The sequence below is a fragment of the Bordetella tumbae genome, from assembly GCF_965139195.1.
Classification (GTDB): Bacteria; Pseudomonadota; Gammaproteobacteria; order Burkholderiales; family Burkholderiaceae_B; genus Bordetella_A; species Bordetella_A tumbae.
Window position 1 is genome coordinate 48,700 of the sequence record NZ_CBCSJH010000001.1, and the last position, 23,405, is coordinate 72,104.

18 protein-coding genes and 1 pseudogene are annotated in these 23,405 nt (G+C 60.8%); 9 read left to right on the forward strand and 10 right to left on the reverse strand.

Features of this window, described 5'->3' with window-relative positions; genetic code table 11:
• Nucleotides 1–68: 68 nt before the first annotated feature.
• The 6 genes from mlaD to ACNA0J_RS00305 all read right to left on the reverse strand — a co-directional run bounded on the left by mlaD (nucleotide 69) and on the right by ACNA0J_RS00305 (nucleotide 5,194).
• Nucleotides 69–578, reverse strand: a complete 510-nt coding sequence (gene mlaD / locus ACNA0J_RS00280; RefSeq protein WP_415815254.1) for an outer membrane lipid asymmetry maintenance protein MlaD — start codon at nucleotides 576–578, stop codon at nucleotides 69–71.
• Between the two features lie 14 nt (nucleotides 579–592).
• On the reverse strand, nucleotides 593–1,381 hold the full coding sequence (gene mlaE, locus ACNA0J_RS00285) for a lipid asymmetry maintenance ABC transporter permease subunit MlaE (RefSeq protein WP_415815256.1): 789 nt from the start codon (nucleotides 1,379–1,381) through the stop codon (nucleotides 593–595).
• Nucleotides 1,378–2,238: an ABC transporter ATP-binding protein gene (locus ACNA0J_RS00290; protein ID WP_415816463.1), complete on the reverse strand. Its 861-nt coding sequence runs from the start codon at nucleotides 2,236–2,238 to the stop codon at nucleotides 1,378–1,380. Before ACNA0J_RS00290 ends, mlaE begins: the two co-directional genes overlap by 4 nt.
• A gap of 195 nt (nucleotides 2,239–2,433) precedes the next feature.
• Nucleotides 2,434–3,420: a Bug family tripartite tricarboxylate transporter substrate binding protein gene (locus ACNA0J_RS00295; protein ID WP_415815258.1), complete on the reverse strand. Its 987-nt coding sequence runs from the start codon at nucleotides 3,418–3,420 to the stop codon at nucleotides 2,434–2,436.
• An 84-nt stretch (nucleotides 3,421–3,504) separates the two neighbouring features.
• Complete coding sequence (locus ACNA0J_RS00300; RefSeq protein ID WP_415815260.1) at nucleotides 3,505–4,131, reverse strand: OmpW/AlkL family protein; 627 nt, start codon at nucleotides 4,129–4,131, stop codon at nucleotides 3,505–3,507.
• Between the two features lie 121 nt (nucleotides 4,132–4,252).
• Nucleotides 4,253–5,194 (reverse strand): LysR family transcriptional regulator, encoded by a 942-nt coding sequence (locus ACNA0J_RS00305; RefSeq protein WP_415815262.1) that lies wholly within the window; start codon nucleotides 5,192–5,194, stop codon nucleotides 4,253–4,255.
• Between the two features lie 207 nt (nucleotides 5,195–5,401).
• On the opposite strand from ACNA0J_RS00305, the gene ACNA0J_RS00310 reads away from it, so the two are divergent.
• From ACNA0J_RS00310 to cuyB, 3 genes are read left to right on the forward strand one after another with little or no spacing between them, the layout of a single operon-like run.
• Complete coding sequence (locus tag ACNA0J_RS00310; RefSeq protein ID WP_415815264.1) at nucleotides 5,402–6,385, forward strand: Bug family tripartite tricarboxylate transporter substrate binding protein; 984 nt, start codon at nucleotides 5,402–5,404, stop codon at nucleotides 6,383–6,385.
• Between the two features lie 22 nt (nucleotides 6,386–6,407).
• Nucleotides 6,408–7,850 carry an N-acyl-D-amino-acid deacylase family protein gene (locus tag ACNA0J_RS00315; RefSeq protein WP_415815266.1) on the forward strand — a complete coding sequence of 481 codons (1,443 nt, stop codon included), beginning with the start codon at nucleotides 6,408–6,410 and terminating at the stop codon, nucleotides 7,848–7,850.
• 58 nt (nucleotides 7,851–7,908) lie between these two features.
• Nucleotides 7,909–8,649, forward strand: coding sequence for a cysteate racemase (gene cuyB, locus ACNA0J_RS00320; protein WP_415815268.1), 741 nt, complete (start codon nucleotides 7,909–7,911; stop codon nucleotides 8,647–8,649).
• Nucleotides 8,650–8,860: 211 nt separating this feature from the next.
• Here the strand turns inward: cuyB and ACNA0J_RS00325 are convergent, their stop codons facing one another.
• From ACNA0J_RS00325 to ACNA0J_RS00335, 3 genes are all read right to left on the reverse strand, one after another.
• Nucleotides 8,861–10,327, reverse strand: coding sequence for a glutamate synthase subunit beta (locus ACNA0J_RS00325; RefSeq protein WP_415815270.1), 1,467 nt, complete (start codon nucleotides 10,325–10,327; stop codon nucleotides 8,861–8,863).
• Nucleotides 10,328–10,343: 16 nt separating this feature from the next.
• Nucleotides 10,344–15,080 (reverse strand): glutamate synthase-related protein, encoded by a 4,737-nt coding sequence (locus tag ACNA0J_RS00330; RefSeq protein ID WP_415815272.1) that lies wholly within the window; start codon nucleotides 15,078–15,080, stop codon nucleotides 10,344–10,346.
• Nucleotides 15,081–15,454: 374 nt separating this feature from the next.
• On the reverse strand, nucleotides 15,455–16,171 hold the full coding sequence (locus ACNA0J_RS00335) for a transposase (protein WP_415815274.1): 717 nt from the start codon (nucleotides 16,169–16,171) through the stop codon (nucleotides 15,455–15,457).
• Between the two features lie 177 nt (nucleotides 16,172–16,348).
• On the opposite strand from ACNA0J_RS00335, the gene fghA reads away from it, so the two are divergent.
• Together fghA and ACNA0J_RS00345 are read left to right on the forward strand one after the other, a co-directional pair.
• Complete coding sequence (gene fghA, locus ACNA0J_RS00340; RefSeq protein WP_415815276.1) at nucleotides 16,349–17,197, forward strand: S-formylglutathione hydrolase; 849 nt, start codon at nucleotides 16,349–16,351, stop codon at nucleotides 17,195–17,197.
• A 93-nt stretch (nucleotides 17,198–17,290) separates the two neighbouring features.
• A complete protein-coding gene (locus ACNA0J_RS00345; RefSeq protein ID WP_415815278.1) occupies nucleotides 17,291–17,980 on the forward strand; it encodes a hypothetical protein in 690 nt (229 codons plus the stop codon).
• Between the two features lie 54 nt (nucleotides 17,981–18,034).
• Here ACNA0J_RS00345 and ACNA0J_RS00350 read toward each other — a convergent pair whose 3' ends face one another.
• Nucleotides 18,035–18,976 (reverse strand): LysR family transcriptional regulator, encoded by a 942-nt coding sequence (locus ACNA0J_RS00350; protein ID WP_415815280.1) that lies wholly within the window; start codon nucleotides 18,974–18,976, stop codon nucleotides 18,035–18,037.
• Nucleotides 18,977–19,133: 157 nt separating this feature from the next.
• On the opposite strand from ACNA0J_RS00350, the gene chvE reads away from it, so the two are divergent.
• The 4 genes and pseudogenes from chvE to ACNA0J_RS00370 form a co-directional block, all read left to right on the forward strand.
• Nucleotides 19,134–20,189 (forward strand): multiple monosaccharide ABC transporter substrate-binding protein, encoded by a 1,056-nt coding sequence (gene chvE / locus ACNA0J_RS00355; RefSeq protein ID WP_415815282.1) that lies wholly within the window; start codon nucleotides 19,134–19,136, stop codon nucleotides 20,187–20,189.
• A 9-nt stretch (nucleotides 20,190–20,198) separates the two neighbouring features.
• Complete coding sequence (gene mmsA, locus ACNA0J_RS00360) at nucleotides 20,199–21,734, forward strand: multiple monosaccharide ABC transporter ATP-binding protein (protein WP_415815284.1); 1,536 nt, start codon at nucleotides 20,199–20,201, stop codon at nucleotides 21,732–21,734.
• Nucleotides 21,731–22,933 carry a multiple monosaccharide ABC transporter permease gene (gene mmsB, locus ACNA0J_RS00365; protein WP_415815286.1) on the forward strand — a complete coding sequence of 401 codons (1,203 nt, stop codon included), beginning with the start codon at nucleotides 21,731–21,733 and terminating at the stop codon, nucleotides 22,931–22,933. The genes mmsA and mmsB overlap by 4 nt, the downstream gene beginning before the upstream one ends.
• Nucleotides 22,934–23,047: 114 nt before the next feature.
• Nucleotides 23,048–23,405: pseudogene (locus tag ACNA0J_RS00370) on the forward strand (dihydroxy-acid dehydratase domain-containing protein); the annotation flags it as partial.

The window sequence follows — 23,405 nt, forward strand, 5'->3', positions numbered from 1 at the left end:
TGTTCACAAGTCGCCTGCCGGAGCAGGTTGGGCAAAGGTGTTCGGTCAACGGCCGCCAGTGCGGTATTTCAGTTCGTTGGCGGCGCACTGGGTTGTTCGCCGGATTTTTCCGAATTGGACCCTTGGTTTTGCGCGCTGTTGTAGAGGAATTGGCTAATCAGGTTTTCCAGGACAACGGCGCTTTGGGTATAGCGGATTTTGCCTCCATCGGCAAAATTTTGCTCGTCGCCGCCCGCCGTCAGCCCTACGTACTGCTCGCCCAACAACCCCGAGGTCAGGATGGAGGCCGACGTATCTTTGGGGAATTGGTAGCCTTCTTCGAGATTGAGCGCGACAACGGCCTTGAAAGAACGGTCGTCGAAGGTGATGTTACTGACGCGACCCACCACCACGCCAGCGCTCTTGACGGGCGCGCGCGCTTTCAGGCCGCCAATATTGTCAAAATCGGCGGTCAGCGTGTATGTCGGCGCAAACGAGAAGCTGCTGAGGTTGCCGGCGCGCAAGGCCAGAAACACCAGGGCGGCTGCGCCGAGCAGCACGAAGAGCCCTACCCAAAAATCGGTTTTTTCGCGTGACATGATGCAAATCCGTATTAGTTGCCAAACATCAGGGCGGTAAGCAGGAAATCCAGGCCCAGCACGGCGAGCGAGCCTACGACGACAGTCCGGGTGGTGGCCCGCGCCACGCCCTCTGGGGTGGCGCGGGCGTGCCAGCCCTCGTAGAGCGCGACGAGCGTGACGGTGACCCCGAACACAATGCTTTTCAGGACGCCATTGGCGACGTCATTCCAGACATCGACGCCATTTTGCATTTGCGACCAGAATGCGCCGGCATCTACCCCAATGAGCAGTACGCCGACAATCCAGCCGCCCAGGATGCCTACCATTGAAAACACGGCGGCCAATACCGGCATGGCGATGATGCCGCCCCACAAGCGCGGCACGAGCACCCGGCGCATCGGATCGACGGCCATGACCTCCATGGCCGAGAGCTGCTCACCCGCCTTCATGAGACCGATCTCGGCGGTCAGCGAGGTACCGGCGCGGCCGGCAAACAGGAGTGCCGTCACCACGGGGCCCAGTTCGCGAACCAGGGACAGGGCGACCAGCAGGCCGAGGGCTTCTTCGGAACCATAGCGGTTCAGCGTGTAATAGCCCTGCAATCCCAGCACGAAGCCGACAAATAGGCCCGATACGACGATGATCAGCAGGGAATAGTTGCCGATGAAGTGCACTTGCTGGGAGACCAGCCGGGGACGCGACACGACGATGCCGCTGCGCGCCAGGAGGCTGTTTACAAAGCGGGTAAACCCGCCGACGCCGCTGATGCTGTCGCGCACCCAACGGCCCACGGCGCTGACCGCTCGAACTGGCCCGATCATGATTTTCGGCCTCCGAGGGAAGACTGGGCTGCGCCGGCTTGTTTGGCCAGCCAGGCCTGAAACGCCGGCGTGTCGGGATACTGAAAGGCGACCGGGCCATCGGGCTCGCCACGCAGGAATTGCTTGACGTACGGGTCTTGCGATTCGGACAGGGATTGCGGTGACCCGGAGATGACCAGACGGCCCTGGCCGACCAGGTAGACCTGATCGGCAATGGAAAATGATTCCTGCACGTCGTGGGTGATCAGCACTGATGCGCAGTGCAGCCGGTCGGACAGGTCGCGGATCAGGCGGGCGGTGATCCCCATCGAGATCGGATCGAGCCCCGCAAAGGGTTCGTCGTACAAAATGAGTTCGGGCTCCAGTACCACTGCGCGAGCCAGGGCCACCCGCCGGGACATGCCGCCAGAGATTTCCGCTACGCGCAGATGCGCCGCCGCACGCAGCCCGACCGCGTCGAGCTTGTCCAGCACGCGTGACACAATCTCTGCCTCAGGCAATCGGGTGTGCTCGCGCAGGGGAAAAGCGACGTTTTCAAAGACATTCAGGTCCGTAAACAGCGCGCCCTGCTGGAAAAGCACGCCCATGCGCTTGCGCAACGCCTGCAGCTCATCATGGCCGATTTGGCCCAGATCAGTGCCGAATGCATGGACTTGGCCGCGCAAGGGCCGAAGCTGCCCGGTCGCAGCGCGTAGCAGCGTGGTTTTGCCAGAGCCGGAGCCGCCCATGATGGCGACGACCTGCCCGGGCTGAACGGTCATGGTGATGTCTTGCAGCACCGTGAATTCGCCATAGCCAAGCGCCACTGCGTCCAGTGACAGAACAGGGGGCGGGCTATCGGGCGTGTGATCGGGCATAGGCAACAGTGTGGGCCTGGACAGGTAAACAGTGTCCGACAAAGGGGACGACCATAGAGTTTTTGGCCGAACCGGTCAAGGCGTCGACCTCGGGTACTGTACCTGTCAGACGACCGTGATTATTGCGGCGGCATGTTTCAGGCAAATGCCATTGTAACTTGCCGCCTCACGGTGATTGTCGCCGCAAACGTGTCGTTATTGCAGCGTAATGTTGCCTTTCTGGATCACTTCGGCCCATTTCCGGGTTTCGCTGGCGATGAATTTGGCGAAATCCTCGGGGGTGCCGCCTCCCGCTTGGCTGCCTGTATCAGCAATGGCTCGTTGCACTTCCGGGTCTTGCAGGATGTTGTTCAACTCGGTGTTCAGCTTGGCAATGATGGGGGCGGGCGTCCCTGCGGGCGCAATGATTCCCTGCCAGTTATATGACTCGAACCCAGGCAGTCCTGCCTCGGCCAGGGTGGGGACATCGGGCAGCACCGCGAGGCGTTTGGCCGACGTCACGGCAATCGGATGAACCTTTTTGCTCTGAATGGCGGGCAACGCCGCATATCCCATTTCGAACATCATCGAAATATGCCCGCCCATCAGGTCCGCAGAGGCCGGGCTGCCGCCTTTATACGGTACATGCACGATGTCGATGCCTGCCTGTTCGCGGAACATTTCTCCCGACAAGTGGTGAGCGCCGCCCACACCCGAGGAGCCAAAAGTCAGTGTCCCTGGTTTTTGCTTGGCCAGATCAATCAATTCCTGCAGGTTTTTGACCGGCAATGCGTTCGTCACACTGAGCACGAGAGGGCTGTTCTCGACCAGGATGATGGGCGCCAGGTCTTTGTCCGCCTTGTAGGGCATCTGAGCCATCAGACTGGGATTGACCGCCAACGGAGCCAGATTGCCCGCGCCGATGGTGTAGCCGTCGGGAGTCGCTTTGGCGACCAGGTTGGTGCCGATGACACCTCCGGCGCCCGCCTTGTTTTCGACAACGACGGTCTGCTTGAGCACATCGCCCAGCTTGCGTGCGATGAGACGCATGCGAGTATCGGCAAAGCCGCCGGGCGCGTAAGGCACGATGAAGGTAATCGGTTTGGACGGCCAATCACCGAGATCTTGGGCGCGGGCCTGCGACGCGCCGGCCACCGTGGCGATCGCCAACAGGCTGGCGAGCAAGGGACGTAAAGATTTCATGCGCGGGCTCCTCTTTTCTTAGACATAGCGCGGGTCAACTATTATGACCGTTATGACCTCTTCGCGCCCACTGCCGCGCTGGCGTTAAAAGCGATAACCCACCGCCAGGGTCGTGACCCACGGGTCAATGCGCGCAGTGCCGATGCGTTGGCCGTCGAGTTTTACCTTCGACGAAATGTCGATATAACGAATATCTGCGTTCATAAACCAGCGGTCGCTGAGTTTGATATCAACGCCAAGCTGTCCGGCGAATCCCCAGGAGTCGCTGAGTTTCAGGCTCGAGCCGGCGAGTGGGCCGCGTGTGTGCGTGTCAAAGAAATGGGTGTAGTTCAGCCCCACGCCGACGTAGGGTTGTACCGTGTGATCCGGCAGGAAATGCCATTGCACGCTGAGCGTGGGGGGCAGTTGTTTGGTTGTGCCGATTTTTCCCAGCCCGGCGTCGCCGGATACGTTGTGCTGAAAGGGCAACGCGCCCAGCAGTTCGATACCGATGTGCCGAGTGGCCATATAGGTCACCGTGAAACTCGGCCGCACGTTGCTGCTGACGTCGAGATCGACTGTGCCATCGAGCACGCTGCCATTATTGGATTTCGGGCTGACCTGGGTGACGCCCAGTTTGAAAAGCCAATCGCCGGCCTCGTGGGCGTGGGCCGGGATGGCGCTCAGGCTGACCAGGCAGAATGCGGCCGCCAAGGTACTGCGTAATGACATGACTTCTCCGTAAAGACCGAGAGCTATCGGCACGGAGATGGTGGCAGGGTCTATCGATATCTGGCTTGATCCATATCAAGCACGGCAGCATTGCGCGAAAAATTGATGCTGATCGTCAGGGCTAGGCGCCCTGTTCGATGACACATCGCGCGGCGTCGAGAAAACGGCGGCCGAGCAGCGGCAATGGGGCTAGCGTGGAGTGGGTGGCCCAGATTTCCACATGGGCTTCTGGATGAATGGGCCGGATGGCCACGCGTTCAGCTAATTCTGGCGTGATGCACCAGCGATCTACGAGGGCCGGCCCCAAACCCTGCAGTACGAAAGCACAGGCCGTGACTGGCGAATGGACTTCGACCGCGGCAGGGCACGGCTGCGTATTGCCAAAGAACCCGGTGAGTGCGTGACTGAGGGGCGTGCCAGCGGGATAACCTATCCATTGCGCAGAGCCGAAATCATGAGCGTGCACGATGTCGTGGCTTGCCAACGGGTGATCGTTCGGCGCGATACAGACAATGGGTACCGTTCCCAGCCGCACCGAATTCAGATGCGGGTGTTGAGGTGGGGACATGGATAGACCGACGTCGGCGCGCCCTGTCAGAAAGTAGCCCGCGAGTTCGTCAAAAGTAACGCTGCGGTAGTCGACCCGGCTGCGTTCCGTGCGTCCGCGCATGGCCAGTAGCGTGCGCGGCACCAGGCGCTGCCCGTAGCTGGCGGAGCATACGACGCGCAACACGCCTGCGCCTGCCTCGCCCAACGCAATCGCGAGATCGTTGACGCGCTGAATCCCGCCATAGACCTGCTCGACCTCTGCGTAGAGGCGTAGCGCTTCTGGAGTAGGCGTCAACCGGCTTTTCGCGCGCTCGAAAAGCGGATAGCCCAGGCGCGATTCCGTGAGCGACAGCACGCGGCTGACCGCGGGTTGCGAGACATGCAGTAATCGGCCCGCTCCACTGATCGAGCCCGCCATCATGATGGCGCGAAAGACTTCGATCTGGCGCAGATTCAGAGGTCTCGCGGCGGGGTGGGCCGAGGCACCTGTGTCAGTGATCGCGTCGTCCTGCATCGCGGTTTTCCTGTCTGGGGCAATAACGGCGGATTATAGGTCTGGGACATTTTTCGATGAGGGCTCTGGCGGGTCCCGGTGATAACCTGATTTGCTAGAAAACGCCGGGCCATTCCACGTTTTCTTGCTCCCCGGATCCGGGCCGGTAACGCCTGGTCCCGAGGAGTGCAGCAATGAAACCAAACCACATATATCCAGGGGAATTACATGTATCGAACTCTTGCCCGCTATTTGAGCGTCCTAACTGTTGCCTGCACGGCCACGGGCGCTGCCGTCAGCGCTCATGCCGCTTTTCCGGACAAGCCGATCACCTTCATCGTGCCATCTGCCGCAGGCGGATCGCCCGACGTGTTGTCGCGCTTGATCACGACGCAGATCGCCAAGGACACTGGCGCGACGCTGGTGATCGAGAACCGTCCTGGTGCGGCGGGCAACATCGGCGTGTCGCTGATCAAGCGCGCAGAGGCCGATGGCTACACCATCGGCTACGGCAATATCAACACCTTGGCCGTGAACCGCTCGCTATTTAAAAAGCTGCCTTACGATGTGGATAAGGATCTGGTCCCGGTAGGTCAGATGTTCAATATTTATAACGTGCTGATCGTGCCGGCTGATTCGCCGATCAAGTCGGTGCAGGACCTGGTCGCCCGTGCCAAGGCCGAGCCGGGCCGCCTCTCGTATGGTGCCTCGGGTGTCGGCACCACGGGTCACATGGGTGGCGAGCTTTTCAAAAGCATGGCTAAAGTCGATGTCATGTTCATTCCCTACAACGGTGGCCCGGCCGCGATGCAGGATCTGATGGGCGGACGGCTCGACTTTACCTTTGCGAATACGTCAGAGGCTGTGCCGCTGATTCAAAGCGGAAAAGTGCGCGCCCTGGGCGTCAGCAGCCTCAAACGTTTGGCCTTGCTGCCCGATGTCCCGACGCTGGACGAAAGCGGCCTGAAGGGCTACGAGACGATCGCCTGGGGAGGCGCGGTGGCGCCTGCAGGCACGCCGGCCGACGTCATCAAAAAGCTCAATGCTGACTTGAACAAGGCGCTGGAAAATCCCGAGGTCCAAAAATCACTGGCAGCACTCGGCGCCGATCCTGCCGGCGGCAGCCCCGAGGATTTCAAGCGGCTCATGGACGCAGAAACTGCCAAATGGGGCAAACTGATCGAGAGCGCCGGCATCGAGAAGCTGGACTGACCAACATAACCATCATCATTCTATGCAAGCTGATCTGATCATTACGAATGCCCTGCTGGTTGACGGCAGCGGCGCAGAACCCGTGCAGGGCCATCTGGCTATTAAAGGCGAACGTATTGCCGAGCTGGGCGATTTCCCGTGTCCGGACGGTGTGCCGGTCCTGGATGCCGCCGGGCGTGTGTTGGCGCCGGGTTTTATCGACTCGCATACGCATGATGATGGCTATCTGCTGGCACATCCGGAAATGACGCCCAAGGTGTCGCAGGGCATCACGAGTGTGGTGACGGGTAACTGCGGCATCAGCCTGGCGCCGCTGACGCGGCAGGATATGCCGCAACCGCTGGATCTGCTCGGCCCTGCCGAGTTGTTCCGTTTTTCCACATTCGCGCAGTGGCTGGAGGCCCTGCGCGAGGCACCAGCCGCCACCAATGTGATTCCGTTGGTGGGGCACACGACATTGCGTGTGGCGGTGATGGGTGATGCGGTCGATCGCGCTGCCGACGCGGGTGAACGCCAGGCTATGCGTGAGTTGCTGGCCGAGGCGTTGGCCGCAGGCGCTTTCGGGGTATCGACCGGTACGTTCTATCCCCCTGCTGCCGCGGCTCCCACCGACGAGATCATCGATGTTTGCGCGCCGATGACTGGACGTCATGCCATCTACGCGACGCATCTGCGCGATGAAGCCGATCACGTCGTGCCGGCGATGGAGGAGGCGCTGGCCATCGGGCGTGCCGTCGATGCCCGGGTTGTGTTCTCACATCACAAAGTGGCGGGCAGCCGCAATCATGGCCGCACCCGCGAAACGCTGGACATGATCACCCGAGCCGCGGCCAGTCAGCCCGTCTGCCTGGATTGCCACCCGTACCCTGCGACATCCACGATGCTGCGCCTGGACCGTGTGCGCATTGCCAGCCGCACCATGATCACTTGGTCCAAAGGGTATCCGGCTGCCACGGGGCGTGATTACGCCGATGTACAGGCCGAACTGGGCCTGGACGACGAAGCCATGCTGGCACGGTTGGCGCCAGCAGGCGCGATCTATTTTCTGATGGACCCCAACGATGTGCGGCGTATTTTCGAACACCCGCTCACCATGGTTGGGTCCGATGGCCTGCCCTTTGATCCGCATCCGCATCCGCGTCAGTGGGGCACCTTTCCCCAGGTATTGCGCCGCTTGGTGCGCGAAGAAGGCGTGTTGACGCTCACAGCGGCGATTCACCGCATGACAGGCTTGGCCGCAACGCAATATGGCCTGGCGCAGCGAGGCCTGCTCAAGCCCGGTTATTATGCGGACTTGGTTTTGCTGGACCCCGAGCGCGTCAACGATCTGGCGACTTTTGAGAAACCTGTCCAGGTCAGTCAGGGCATTGACGGCGTCTGGGTCAACGGCTGGTCTGTCTGGGATGGCAGTCAAGCCAGCGGCGCACGGCCCGGCCAAGTGTTGCGCCCCGGAGTGCCGGCATGAGGCCGTAGGGGCTGGCGCAACAAGCAGGATTGGAATGTAGCGCTCCGCGGGCGCTCAAATGTGCATGGAAACGAAACATATGTTGGGTGTATTGGGTGGGATGGGACCGCTGGCAGGCGCAGCCTTTGCGATGCGAGTGGCGGCGCTGACGCCGGTCGACAGGGATCAAGAACACATTCCCACACTCTTGTTGAATGATCCGCGGATACCCGACCGCAGCACCGCGCGGCTGGCTGGCGGCGAAGACCCGTTGCCAGCGATGCGCGCAGGTATCGAGTTCTTGAATGCATCGGGAGCGGATCTGATCGCCATTCCCTGCAATACGGCGCATCTCTGGTATGACGAACTAGCTCAGGCCTCGCAATGTCCCGTGTTGCATATCATCGAGGCCGTTGCCGCAGACCTGCGCCGCCAAGGGGTGACGCGGGGCCGAATCGGATTGATGGGTACCGCGGCGACATTGGCGTTGGGCCTGTATCAGCGTACGTTGGAGCAACATGGCTACGAATGCATCGTGCCGCAGGACGACGAGGTAGAGTCTTTGTGCATGACCTCTATTCGCGCGGTGAAAGCCAACCGGCTGGATGATTCCTTGGCGCCTGCTGTGGAATGCGTGCAGCGGCTACGCGCACGCGGCGCTGATGCCGTTGTGTTGGGGTGCACCGAGCTGCCGCTGGCTATTCCTCATGCGGTGCGGCCATCGTTGGGCGTGGTGACGACCGATTCGATTGACGCGCTTGCCCTGGCTGTCATTGAGTATTATCAACAGGCGGGCAAGCTCGCGACGCATCGCGATTAGGAAATAAAAAGCCCCCACGCTGCGCCTTCGGCTTGCTGTCCACCTCGCGGCTAGCACGCCGCTCGGATTCGTCAGGCACAGGGCAGTCCGCAGGGACTGNCCCGTGTCCGGGCTCATCCCCCCGAGGAGCGTTCTTGTTTTGGGGCAGCCCGGCAACAAAAAAAGGCCAGTCCCCGCAGGAGCTGGCCGTTTGATGGAATGACGGTGCCAATCAGCGCGGCAATTCGCTGGCGCCCATCAGATACTCATCCACCGAGCGAGCGCATTGACGTCCTTCGCGAATGGCCCAGACCACCAGCGATTGGCCGCGGCGCATGTCGCCAGCTGCAAAGACTTTATCGACATTGGTGCGATAGTCGTCGGTGTTCGCGCGCACATTGCCGCGTGCATCGCGATCCACGCCAAAGGCGTCCAGCACCTGCTGCACCGGCGAAACAAAGCCCATCGCCAACAGCACCAGGTCCGCCTGGATTTCAAATTCGGAGCCTTCGACCTCACGCATTTTCATCTGGCCGGTGGCTTCGTCTTTGAACCATTCGACACGAGAGCCAACCAGCTTTTCGACTTTGCCGTTGCTGCCTTTGAGCAGTTTGGTCGTCACCGACCAGTCGCGATCGCAGCCTTCTTCGTGCGACGACGAGGTACGCATCTTCAGGGGCCAGTACGGCCACACGAGCGGCTTGTTTTCCGACTCGGGCGGTTGGGGCATCAGTTCGAATTGCGTGACCGAGGCCGCGCCATGGCGGTTGCTGGTGCCTACGCAATCCGAGCCCGTATCGCCGCCGCCGATCACGACGACATGCTTGCCCTTGGCCAGTGTTTGTTTGGTCAGGCGATCACCTGCGACGGCCTTGTTCTGCTGACGCAGGAAGTCCATGGCAAAGTACACACCCTCGAGCTCGCGGCCCGGCACCGGCAGATCGCGCGGCGTTTCCGAGCCACCCGTCATGACGACGGCATCGAACTCATCGGTCAATGATTTCGGGGTGCGCACGGTCAGGCCGTCGGCCACGGAATCGCTGGCGTTGCCGACATACGTGGACGGCGCGAACTCGACGCCTTCGGCTTCCATTTGCGAAATACGGCGGTCGATTTGCGATTTCTCTAACTTGAAGTCAGGGATGCCATAACGCAGCAACCCGCCGATGCGGTCGCTTTTTTCGAACACGGTCACGGCGTGGCCCGCGCGCGCCAATTGCTGTGCGCACGCCAGGCCGGACGGGCCAGAGCCTACGACCGCGACTTTCTTGCCAGTCTTGCGGGCAGGGACTTGCGGTACGACCCAGCCTTCGGCCCAACCTTTGTCGATGATGGCGTGCTCGATCGACTTGATACCCACCGCATCGCTATTGATGTTGAGGGTACAGGCCGCCTCGCAGGGGGCCGGGCAAATGCGGCCCGTGAACTCAGGAAAGTTGTTCGTCGAGTGCAGGACATGCAGCGCGCGGCGCCATTCCTGACGGTAGACCAGGTCGTTCCAGTCAGGAATGATGTTGTTGACCGGGCAGCCGCTGTTGCAAAACGGGATGCCGCAGTCCATGCAGCGAGCTGCTTGTTGCTTGGACTGGTCATCGCTCAGGTGCAGGACGAATTCGCGCCAGTTTTTCAGGCGTTTTTGCGGAGCTTCAGAGGCTTCCTGCAGCCGCTGATATTCCATAAAGCCAGTGATTTTTCCCATGATCGGTCCTTAGGCCTTACGCAGCCAATTGTTCAGGATTGGCTGCACGCCACATTTCGCCCAATGCGCGGCGGTATTCCGTCGGCATCACTTTGATGAACTTGCCGCGCGAGGTTTCCCAGTCGCCCAGGATTTCCCGGGCACGGAAACTGCCGGTATAACGGAAGTGATCTTCGATCAGCTTGCGCAGGATCGCTTCGTCGGTGTCGCGTTCGCCACCGCGCTGAGCGCTGTGCCAGCCCGATTGATCGTTTTGCGCGAGTTGTTCCGCGTGCGGCGCGATGCCTTCCAGTTCGACCATCGACAGGTTGCAGCGGTGTTTGAAGCTGCGGTCCGGATCCCAGACGTAGGCCACGCCGCCCGACATCCCGGCCGCGAAGTTACGGCCGGTCTCACCCAGCACCACGACCGTGCCGCCGGTCATGTATTCGCAACCGTGGTCGCCGGTACCTTCGACAACGGTGGCTGCGCCCGAGTTACGCACGGCAAAACGCTCGCCCGCCACGCCATTAAAGAAAGCCTCGCCAGCCAGCGCGCCGTACAGCACCGTATTGCCCGCGATGATGTGATCAGGGCCAAAGCCACGGAAATCATTGGGCGAGCGCACGATGATGCGGCCACCCGACAAGCCCTTGCCCACGTAGTCGTTGCCTTCGCCGACCAGATCCAGCGTGATGCCATGCGCCAGGAACGCGCCGAAGCTCTGTCCTGCCGTGCCATTGCACTGAATGTGGATGGTGTCATCAGGCAGACCATCGTGACCGTAGCGTGCCGCGACCGCGCCGGACAGCATGGCGCCGATCGTACGATTGCGGTTGCGCACCGGCGTGATGAACGAGACCTTTTCGCCGCGTTCCAGCGCGGGCTTGCTGCGTTCGATCAACAGGTGATCCAGCGCACCGGCCAGGCCGTGGTCTTGCGTTTCGGTTTGACGTTTTTCCGTATCGATCTGCGGTTGGTAGAACACGCGGCCGAAATCCAGGCCTTGCGCTTTCCAGTGTTCGATGCCGGCACGCATATCCAGCAGATCCGAGCGGCCGATCAGGTCGTCGAATTTACGGATGCCCAGTTGCGCCATGATTTCGCGGACTTCGTCGGCGATAAAGAAGAAGAAGTTCACCACGTGCTCAGGCTTGCCCTGGAACTTGCGGCGCAAGACCGGGTCCTGCGTAGCCACGCCCACCGGGCAGGTGTTCAGGTGGCACTTGCGCATCATGATGCAGCCTTCCACGACCAGCGGTGCGGTCGCAAAGCCGAATTCGTCAGCGCCCAGCAGCGCGCCGATGACGACGTCACGGCCGGTTTTCATCTGGCCGTCGGCCTGCACGCGAATGCGGCTGCGCAGGCGGTTGAGCACCAGCGTTTGCTGCGTTTCGGCCAGGCCCAGTTCCCAGGGCGTGCCCACGTGCTTGATCGACGAGACGGGCGATGCGCCGGTGCCGCCATCATGGCCGGCGATCACGACGTGATCGGCTTTGGCCTTGGCCACACCCGCGGCCACGGTTCCCACCCCGACTTCGGACACGAGCTTGACCGAGATCGACGACTTGCTGTTGACGTTCTTCAGATCGTGGATCAGCTGAGCCAAGTCTTCGATCGAATAAATGTCATGGTGCGGCGGGGGCGAAATCAGGCCGACGCCCGGCACCGAGTAACGCAGCTTGGCGATGTAGTCCGTGACCTTGTGGCCGGGCAATTGACCGCCCTCGCCGGGTTTGGCACCCTGCGCCATTTTGATCTGAATCTGATCGGCGCTGCTCAGGTATTCGGCGGTGACACCAAAACGGCCCGACGCAACCTGTTTGATGCGTGAACGCAGCGAGTCGCCGGCCTTCAGCGGGACGTCGGCTTCGATGCGGTCGGTGCCCAGGACGGACGACAGCGTATCGCCGTCTTTGATAGTGCTCTTGCCATCGCGCATTTCGGCGCGATAACGCAGTTCGTCTTCGCCGCCTTCGCCTGTGTTCGATTTACCGCCGATGCGGTTCATCGCCACAGCCAGCACCGAGTGAGCCTCCGTCGAGATGGAGCCCAGCGACATGGCGCCGGTGGCAAAGCGCCGGACGATTTCCTTGGCCGGCTCGACGTCTTCCAGGGGAATCGCGCGCGACGGATCAAAACGGAACTCGAACAAGCCGCGCAGCGTCATGTGGCGGCGCGTTTGATCGTTGATGATCTGCGCGTATTCCTTGTACGTGCGGTAATTGTTCGCGCGCGAAGCATGCTGCAGCTTGGCGATCGAGTCCGGCGTCCACATGTGCTCTTCGCCACGGATACGGAACGCGTACTCGCCGCCTGCGTCCAGGTCGTTGGCCAATACCGGGTCGGCGCTGAAGGCCGCGCGATGCTGGCGCAGGGCTTCTTCGGCGACTTGGAAAATGCCGATGCCTTCGACGTTCGAGGCGGTACCGGTGAAGTATTTATCAACCAGGCTGCGTTGCAGGCCGACGGCTTCGAAAATCTGCGCGCCGGTATAGGACATGTAGGTCGAGATGCCCATCTTGGACATGACCTTGTTCAGGCCCTTGCCGATGGCCTTGATGAAGTTCTTGACCGCCTTTTCCGGATCGGCCATGCGTCCCAGCGATTCCAGTGCCAGATAGGGGTGGATCGCTTCGGCGCCGTAGCCGCCCAACAGCGCGAAATGGTGCACTTCGCGGGCCGAGCCGGTCTCCACGACCAGGCCGGTTGCAGTGCGCAGGCCCGAACGGATCAGATGCTGGTGGACAGCCGACGTCGCCAGCAGCGCCGGGATGGCGACGCGCTCGCTGTCGACCAGGCGGTCAGACACGATCAGAATGTTGTAGCCGCTTTGTACGGCATCCACTGCACGAGCGCACAACGCGGCCACGCGGGCCTCGATGCCCTCGGAACCCCAGGCAGCAGGGTAGGTGATATCCAACTCGTAGCTGCGGAATTTCTTGCCCGTGACTTGCTCGACGTCGCGGATCTGCGCCATGGCCGCGAAATCCAGCACCGGCTGCGAGACTTCCAGGCGCAGCGGCGGATTCACGTTGTTGATGTCCAGCAGGTTCGGCTTGGGACCGATGAACGACACCAGCGACATCACCATCTGTTCGCGGATGGGGTCGATGGGCGGGTTGGTCACCTGGGCGAACAACTGGCGGAAATAGTTGTAGAACGGCTTGGCGCGGTTCGACAGCACGGCCAGCGGGGCGTCGTTGCCCATCGAGCCGATGACTTCCTCGCCGGACGTCGCCATGGGTTCCAGAATGAACTTGTAGTCTTCCTGGGTCCAGCCAAATGCTTGTTGGCGATCGAGCAGCGAAATCGACGACTCGGGCGCTTGTGCCGCCTGGCGCGGCGTGGGCAGGGCTTCCAGCTTGAGCTGCAGGCGCTCGATCCATTGGCGATACGGGCGGCTGTTGGCCAGCTGCAGCTTGATTTCCGTATCGTCGATGATGCGGCCTTGTTCCAGATCGATCAGGAACATCTTGCCCGGCTGCAGGCGCCATTTTTTGACGATGCGGTTTTCGGGGATCGACAGCGTGCCGGCTTCGGACGCCATGATGACCATATCGTCATCGGTAATCAGGTAGCGTGCAGGACGCAGGCCGTTGCGGTCCAACGTGGCGCCGATCTGGCGGCCGTCGGTGAACGCCACGGCGGCGGGACCGTCCCACGGTTCCATCATGGCCGCGTGATATTCGTAGAACGCGCGGCGGCTCGCATCCATCTGCGTATGCTGTTCCCAGGCCTCGGGGATCATCATCATCATCGCGTGCGACAGCGAGTAGCCCGAGTTCACGAGCAGTTCCAGGCAGTTGTCGAACGTCGCCGTATCGGACTGCCCTTCGTACACGATGGGGTACAGTTTTTTCAGATCATCGCCCAGCACGGCCGATTGCATCATGCCTTCGCGAGCGCGCAGCCAGTTGAAGTTGCCCTTGACGGTGTTGATCTCACCGTTGTGGGCAATCATGCGATAGGGGTGAGCCAGCGGCCAGGCGGGGAACGTGTTGGTCGAGAAACGTTGGTGCACCAGCGCCAGCGCCGACACCGTGCGCGGATCCGCCAGGTCGCGGTAATAGCGGCCGACCTGATCGGCCAGCAACAAGCCCTTGTACACGACGGTGCGCACCGAGGCCGACGGCACGAAATATTCTTTGCCATGCGCCAGTTTCATTGCCTGGATGGCGTGGCTGGCGGTTTTACGGATGACGTAGAGCTTGCGTTCCAGCGCGTCGGGCACCATCACGTCGGCGCCACGGCCAATGAACAGTTGGCGGATGACAGGTTCGACCGAACGCACGGTCGGCGACATCGGCATGTCGACGTCCACCGGCACATCGCGCCAGCCCAGCACAATCTGGCCCTCGGCGCGCACAGCGCGTTCGAGTTCCTGCTCACAGGCCAGTCGCGAGGCGGTTTCCTTGGGCAGGAACATCATGGCCACACCGTATTCGCCCGGCGCCGGCAGTGTGATGCCTTGCTGGCTCATCTCGTCGCGATAGAGCGCATCGGGAATCTGGATCAGAATGCCGGCGCCATCGCCCATCAGCTTGTCGGCGCCTACGGCACCGCGGTGATCCAGGTTTTCCAGGATCTTCAGGCCTTGTTGAATGATGGCGTGGCTTTTGCGCCCTTTAATGTGTGCGACAAACCCGACGCCACAGGCATCGTGCTCGTGCTGAGGGCTGTACAGACCCTGTGCGGCGGGAATGCCGATGCGGGTTGCATCAATAGGCGTCGCCACCGGGCGACAGGAATCGGTTTGAGAATTCGAGGACATAGCGCGCTCCGCAGAGAACTGCGTCGGAATGTTGCAGTGCAAGGTCTCGACGATACTGCGGTACGAGTTGGGGTGCAACAAAAATAAATGTGGTGCGTCCCTAATTTATATCAGGCACCGTTTCGGTGCGCATATATGGGGACATATTAAAATTTTATGAAAATCAAATAGATAGAATTTCCCCATAACTTGCGCCAGATAAATTCACTAGGGTCTAGGTAGAAAACTTCATTATATGTCCCTGTTTTAACGGGGCTTATTGTTGTGAATCTGCGGCGCAGATTGGCCGAGAGGACGTTCGAAAGTCCTCGCCGCCATCTTATGGTGCGGCGCATGAAGGCCTGTTGATGCGGATGCGTTGGGTCCGAAAGGACCTATGAAGTTTTCGCCTCGACGGGCGTTTTGCGAGGGCGGCCTCGCCGGCCTGGTGCAACACGGCGGCTGGCGGTATGGGTCAGGCTGGCAATGAAATCGGCGCCGCCCAGTGCCCACTGGCCGGACACTGCCTGGTCGATACGCTGGCTTTCCTCGCGCGACAGGCCGTCTTGCAGGCGCCGCCGGTAATTCGCCTGGCGGTCAAAAGGGGTATTGCCGCAGGCCCAGTAGTCGGCGTGATCGGACTGCCAAGGCGATGGCGGCGTGGCAGCTGCCGTATTGCCCGTATGACTGCCTGCGGACGACCACGGCCAGGAGTCGGGATCATGTGCCGCACCGCTGCGTACGGGATAAGTCTCGAGCCAGACCAATGCGGGCAACACCCAGACACCTGGCTCCAGCAGGGCCGATCGATAACGTCCGGCAAAGACCCGGCCACCGCGCAAACGAGCCGCCAGATTGCGGCCCAGGGTCTGCATCAGGCGTGGCAGACCCTCCTCGTCACTGGGGGTCGCCAGTAGCAGGATGCGATCGTTGGCCAATACCCATCCATGCACCGCAACGCGGTGCCGCTGGGCAGAATCGCCAAGCCAGGCGGCCAATTGGTTGAGCACTTCTTGTGGCGCTGGTTGCGAAGGCGTCGCCAGCGGCTGAACGAAGTTGGCCTGTACCAATTGCGGTAACCCGGGGGCGTACAAACGGGGCAGTCGAGCCATAGCGTGTAGGGGCACCAAGCCACAAAGAACGGTGGTGTTGACCACTATATATAAATAGTGCCACAGCCGTCGAGAGGGGATGGTACCCGTAGACAATTGTGTCTCTCTCTGTCAGCGCGGCCAGACACGCAGGTTAACATCGGGCGTGTACGCAACCAGTAAGGAAAACCCTGCGCCATGGCAGACTTGGAATTGATCTCCCAGCACCGCTGTTTCGGCGGATGGCAACGCTATTACCGCCACGACTCGGCTCAGATCGGCTTGCCCATGAGGTTCTCGGTATATGTGCCGCCCCAGGCGGAACAGGGGCCCGTACCGGTGCTGTTTTATCTGGCAGGGCTGACCTGCACCGAGGAAACCTTCATGATCAAGGGCGGCGCGCAACGTCTGGCTGCCGAATATGGCCTGATGCTGGTTGCACCGGACACCAGCCCTCGCGGCGCGGGTATTGCCGGTGAAGATCAAGATTGGGATTTCGGCACCGGAGCGGGTTTTTATCTAGACGCTACAGCGCAGCCCTGGAGCACGCATTATCGGATGGAAAGCTATGTGACCGATGAGCTATACGGCATCGTTACTCAGGACCTGCCTGGTGATGCCCAGCGGGTAGGGATTTTTGGTCATTCCATGGGCGGGCACGGTGCGCTGGTGCTGGCATTGCGCCATCCTGACAAATTCCGTTCCGTCTCCGCCTTTGCGCCGATCGCGGCACCGACCCGTTGTCCATGGGGCCACAAGGCCTTTAACGGCTATCTGGGGCCCGATACAGACGCCTGGAAGGCCTACGACGCCAGCGAGCTCATGTCGCGCGCCCGGCAGCCGTTCCCGCGCGGCATTTTGGTCGATCAGGGGCTGGCGGACGGTTTCCTGGCCGAACAGCTGTATCCCGAAGTATTCGAGCAGGCCTGCCAACAGGCCGGTCAGCCGCTGACGTTGCGACGTCATGCCGATTACGACCACGGGTATTACTTTATTTCTACTTTCATGCAGGATCACGTGCGGTTTCACGCTGATCAACATTGTTAACGGTACGCCAGCAAATCGAGCTATTGTTGACGGCGGCTGCTTTGCCGTCCCTTTGGCAGGGCCGCCCTCGCCCCCAAACGTGAGGATTGCCTAGTGATCAATGGTTTTGCCCCCTTTGTCTGGATGGCCCTGGCGGCCTTGGTCGTGTTGATACCGGGGATGGCCCTGTTATTCGGGCGCGGCGGGCCGCGGGATGCTTCCGGGCGCCGGGTATTCAGGCTGCGGCCGATACGGCGCCTGTTCGGCGTTCTGCTGATCGCCCTGGCAGGCGCATCGGCCATGCTGGCATTGACGCTGGTTCAGTTCGTCCGATTGACTACCGATGTGCCTGTTGCGACGGTAACCATGCATGAGCAGACGCCAGGACAATTCCTGGTCACGACGGACGTTCCCGGCAAAGGCGAGCGTATTTATCCACTTTCGGGCGATCAGTGGCAGATCGACGCCAAAGTCGTACGCTGGCGTCTGCCCGCCCTGCTCGCGGGTGCGCCCCCCTTGTACGCGTTTGAGCGCCTGTCTGGCCGCTATCGCGACGTCGAGCAGGAAAAAACGGCGGCGCGCAGCGTTCATGATTTATCCGATTGGCCTGTACCCGACCTGGCCCAGATGAAAAAGGTGTTCCCCAACTGGCTGCCGTTTGTCGACGTTCAATACGGCAGTGCCGCCTATATGCCCATGATCGACGGCGCGCGCTATCAGGTCTATATGGATCCCCGTGGCGGCGTCGTCATCCGGCCCGACGGCCAGGCGACCGAGGACGCGCTACGCCAATCGGGTTGGTAACGCAGGCTACGGCGCGATAAAAACGGGACCAATCCTACCGGACGGCGGGAGCTGTCAGCGCGGCGGTTGGCGATTCTCGTGCGAGACCTCAAGCACGTGTTCGCGCAGTTTTTGCGCGGCCGGTGATAACGGCCGGTGGCGCAAGGTCAGCAGGAAGTACGGTGGCACGCGCATTTCCCGGTCCACTGGAAGCACGGCAAAGGCATGCCCCATGCCGTCCTGCATGAGTAATTCGGCCACTTCTTCGGACAGGGCGACGATGGCATCGGTCGTACGCAGATAAGCAATGGTAAAGACCAGGGACGGCGAATTCATGATGTTGCCCGGCTCGGGCAAGCCGAGTTGGCCAAAACACTCGAGCACGGTTTCCCGGATTGGATTGCCGCGCGCCTGCATGATCCACTCATAGTGCGCTAACTCGGCCAGCGAGGCCGGGCCCTGCCGCGCCACGGGATGCGAGGCGCGTACTAGCAACACGATTTTCTCATCACGCATGGGCTGCAGGTCGAATTCGCGGCTATCAAATTCTGGCAGCAGCCGAGCCAACGCGAAATCCAGCTCGCCCTTGGCCAATTGCTGGACCAACTCGCGCGAAGGCAATACCTCGACGGTGATGGCTGCAGCGGGACTCGTCTGTTTGAAGGCTCGAACGGCACTGACCAGGACGCCTGCGGCAGGGCCGGTCACCGCGCCAATCTTGACCTCGCCGCCGCCGCCCGAGTGGTAGGCCTCGATGTCCTCTTGCAAGCTACGCAACTCGCGCAGCAACGCACGCACGCGCCGAATGACGAGCAGGCCGAGTTCAGTGGGCACCATGCCCTTGGCGTGTCGATGAAAAAGCGTCCCGCCGGCCGCGGTCTCGATGTCGGCCAGCATCCGGGACGCGGCCGGTTGTGACATGGCAATTCTCTGAGCGGCAAGCTGAAGCTGGTCCAGGTCGGCGATTGCCGCGAGTAATTGCATCTGCGCGGGTTTGAGTAGAAAGCGAGATCGCATATTCCATACCTTTATTGGTATGTGAAAGTCAGAAAATAGAATTTTACTGTTATGTTTTGAGCGGCGTAGCATGCATGCGCTGACCCTAGATCGAGGGTTGTGCAGGTCCGGGGAGCACCAGTCCGGCCTGAAATCAAAGATCAAAGGAGACAAGACAATGTTCAAGAAAATCGTGACCGCCGTGCTGGCGGCAGCGGCGGCGTGCGTGGTTTCGGCTGCTGCTGCCGAAACCGTTGGCATTGCGATGCCAACTAAGTCCTCTCCGCGCTGGATCGCGGACGGCAATGCGATGGTCAAACTGTTCCAGGAAGCTGGTTACGACACGCAGTTGCAGTTCGCCGAGGATGACATTCCGAATCAGTTGGCCCAGATCGAAAACATGATCACTCGGGGAGTGGATGTGCTGGTCATCGCTGCCATCGATGGCAGTACGCTGACCAACACGCTCGAGAATGCTGCGGCGGCCGACATCAAGGTCGTTGCCTATGATCGCCTGATCCGCGGCACCGAACATGTCGATTACTACGCCACGTTCGACAATTTCAAAGTGGGCGTAGAGCAAGCGCAGTCGCTGATCAGCGGGCTGAAGCAGCGCTTTGGCGGCGTCAAACCCTGGAACGTGGAGTTATTCGGCGGCAGTCCCGACGACAACAACGCCTATTTCTTCTACGACGGTGCCATGTCCGTGCTCAAACCGTTGATCGATGCTGGTGACATCAAGGTCGTGTCGGGTCAGACCGGCATGGATCGGGTGGGCACCTTGCGCTGGGATGGCGCCGCGGCCCAAGCCCGTATGGATAACCTGCTGTCCTCGAGCTATACCAAAGAGCGCCTGCATGGCGTGCTGTCGCCGTACGATGGCATGTCCATTGGAATTCTCTCGTCGCTCAAAGGCGTGGGATATGGCTCGGGCGGGCAGAGCATGCCCGTGGTCACCGGTCAGGATGCGGAGTTGCCGTCGATCAAATCCATTCTGGCCAACGAACAGTATTCCACGATATTCAAGGACACCCGAGAGTTGGCACGCGTCACGGTAGGCATGGTCGACGCCATGCTCAAGGAAGGCAAACCGCAAGTCAACGACACCAAGACATACAACAATGGCGTGAAAGTCGTTCCCGCCTTCCTGCTGCAACCCACGGTGGTCAACGCAGACAATTGGGAGGCGGTGCTGGTCCAGTCGGGCTATTACCAGAAATCGGATATCCAGTAGGTCGCATCCATGACCTATCTTCTGGAAATGCGCGCCATCACGAAGACCTTTCCAGGCGTGAAGGCGCTGAATCGGGTCGATCTGGCGGTCAGACATAACGAGATCCACGCCATTTGCGGCGAGAACGGTGCGGGCAAGTCCACGCTGATGAAGGTCTTGTCGGGCGTCTATGCCCACGGCAGCTACGACGGCGAGATTGCCTACGATGGCGAGATCATGCGTTTTCGCTCCATCCGCGATAGCGAGGCGCGCGGTATTGTCATCATCCACCAAGAGCTTGCATTGGTGCCGCAGTTGTCCATTGCCGAGAATATCTTTCTGGGCAATGAGCGCGCGTCAGGTGGCGTGGTGTCGTGGCACGAAACCTTTCGTCAGGCGGGAGAATTGCTGCGCAAGGTCGGTTTGACGGACGCGCCCGGCACGATGGTCGGGACGCTGGGAGTGGGCAAACAGCAACTGGTCGAGATTGCCAAAGCGCTCGCCAAGAACGTGCGGCTGCTCATTCTGGACGAACCGACGGCAGCTTTGTCAGAGTCGGACAGTCAGGCCTTGCTGGACTTGCTGCTGGAGTTGAAGGCGCAGGGCGTGACCTCCATCATCATCAGCCACAAGCTCAACGAAGTACGCCGCATCGCCGACCGGGTCAGCGTGATACGTGACGGATCGACGGTCTCGACGCTGGACGCCGCGACCGAGGCCTTATGTGAGGACCGCATCGTGCGCGACATGGTGGGACGGGACATGTCGCAGCGCTATCCGCCGCGCGAACGCCGTGCCGGCGAGGCGGTACTCGAGGTGTGCGACTGGAACGTCTGGCATCCTGAGCAGAGAGGCCGGCAGATGGTCAAGGACGTGTCCTTCACAGTCCGCGCCGGTGAGGTGGTGGGTATAGCCGGACTGATGGGAGCGGGCCGAACCGAACTTGCCATGTCGATTTTCGGGCGTGGATACGGCCGCCATATTTCCGGCCAGGTGCGGATGCGGGGCAAACCGGTCGATGTTTCGGACGTGCCCAGGGCCATCAAGGCAGGTCTGGCCTACGTCACCGAAGACCGTAAGTCGCTGGGCCTGCTGCTGGAGGACACGGTGCTGCGTAACGTGACCCTGGCCAGCCTGGAGCGCGTAGCTCGTGCGGGGGTGATCGACCGCCGACGTGAAATCGAGATATCGGAAAAATACCGAACGGCCATGCGTATCCGCACACCTTCGGTATTTCAGACGGTCGCCAATCTGTCCGGCGGCAATCAGCAGAAGGTGGTTTTGTCCAAATGGCTTTTTACCGAACCGGACGTGCTGATTCTGGATGAACCCACGCGCGGCATCGATGTCGGTGCGAAATACGAGATATACGGGATCATCAACGGGCTGAGCGAACAAGGTAAAGCCGTGGTCATGATTTCTTCGGAGCTGCCCGAGTTGCTGGGCATGTGTGACCGCATCTATGTGATGAACGAGGGTGCGTTCATCGGCGAGCTCGATGCCGGGCAAGCCACCCAGGAACGCATCATGTCGCTCATTGTCAGCGACGAGGAGCAGAGCATATGAATACCTCGACGTCCCTGCCAACATCGGGCGGCAACAGCAACAGCGTCGGCGCCTATTTTGCGAAGCATATGCGCGAATACGGCCTGCTGATCGCGTTGGTCGCCATCCTGATCATGTTCCAGGTACTGACCGATGGCACGCTGATGCGGCCGGTCAACATTACCAACCTGCTGCTGCAGAACAGCTACATCGTCATCATGGCCCTGGGCATGTTGATGGTGATCGTATCGGGGCATATCGATCTGTCCGTGGGATCAGTGATGGGCTTTGTCGGCGCGCTCGCCGCCGTGCTGATTGTCCAACTGGGCTGGCCGGTCTGGACCGCGGTACCGGCATGCCTGCTGGCCGGCATGGTTATCGGCGCGGCCCAGGGGTACTTCATTGCATTCTGGAAGATCCCTGCGTTCATCGTGACGTTGGCTGGCATGCTGATATTCCGCGGGCTGTCGCTGTGGCTGTTGCAAGGCCAATCGGTCGGTCCGTTTCCTCGCGACTTTCAACTGCTGTCCACCGGTTTCGTGCCTGACCTCTTTGGTGCGGGCAAGCCCAATTTCACCGCGCTGATAGTGGGAGTCGTGGGTGTGGCGCTGCTGATGTACTCATCCTGTCGGGCATGGTCGCGTAACCGCCGATATGGCATTGATGCCGAGCCGCTGGGGTTTTTTGTGGGACGCCTGGCCATCATCTCGATGGCGATCCTGTTCTTCACCTGGAAGCTTGCGGGTTTTCGCGGTTTGCCAAACGTGCTGCTCTCCATGGGAATACTGACCGCGATTTACGTCTTCATCACCGAGAAGACAACGCTGGGTCGACGCATCTATGCGCTGGGCGGCAACGAGAAGGCCGCGCGTATCTCAGGCATCAAGACGGAACGGCTGACCTTTCTCACGTTTGTGAACATGGGCTTCCTGGCGGCGCTGGCGGGGCTGATCTTTGCCGCGCGCCTGAATACGGCCACACCCAAGGCCGGCTTCGGACTCGAACTGGACGTCATTGCGGCAGTGTTCATCGGCGGAGCGTCGGCCTCGGGCGGTACCGGCAAGATCATCGGCGCGGTGGTGGGGGCTTTCATCATGGGCGTCATGAATAACGGAATGTCCATTCTCGGCATCGGTATCGACTACCAGCAAGTCATCAAGGGATGCGCTCTGCTGGCCGCTGTTTTTTTCGATGTCTACAACCGCCGCAGGCAAGGCTGATCCCGATCCGGATCAAATCACTACAAAGAAAGAGAAGGGAGACTCCATGGCTTTCAAACCCGCGCCCTGGCCACGTTCGTTGCGTTCGCAGCACTGGTATGGAGGCAATACGCNCGATGTCATCTACCACCGCGGCTGGCTCAAGAATCAGGGCCATCCGCACGACCTGTTCGACGGCCGCCCGGTCATTGGCATCCTGAATACGTGGTCTGACCTGACGCCGTGCAATGGGCACTTGCGCGAATTGGCCGAGAAGGTGAAGGCCGGCATCTGGGAGGCTGGCGGCTTTCCCGTCGAGGTACCGGTGTTCTCGGTATCCGAGAACACCTACCGGCCGACCGCGATGCTGTATCGCAACCTGGCCGCGCTGGCGGTCGAGGAGGCGATGCGCGGTCAGCCCATCGATGGTGCCGTACTACTGGTGGGCTGCGACAAAACCACGCCGTCCTTGCTCATGGGAGCGGCGTCCACC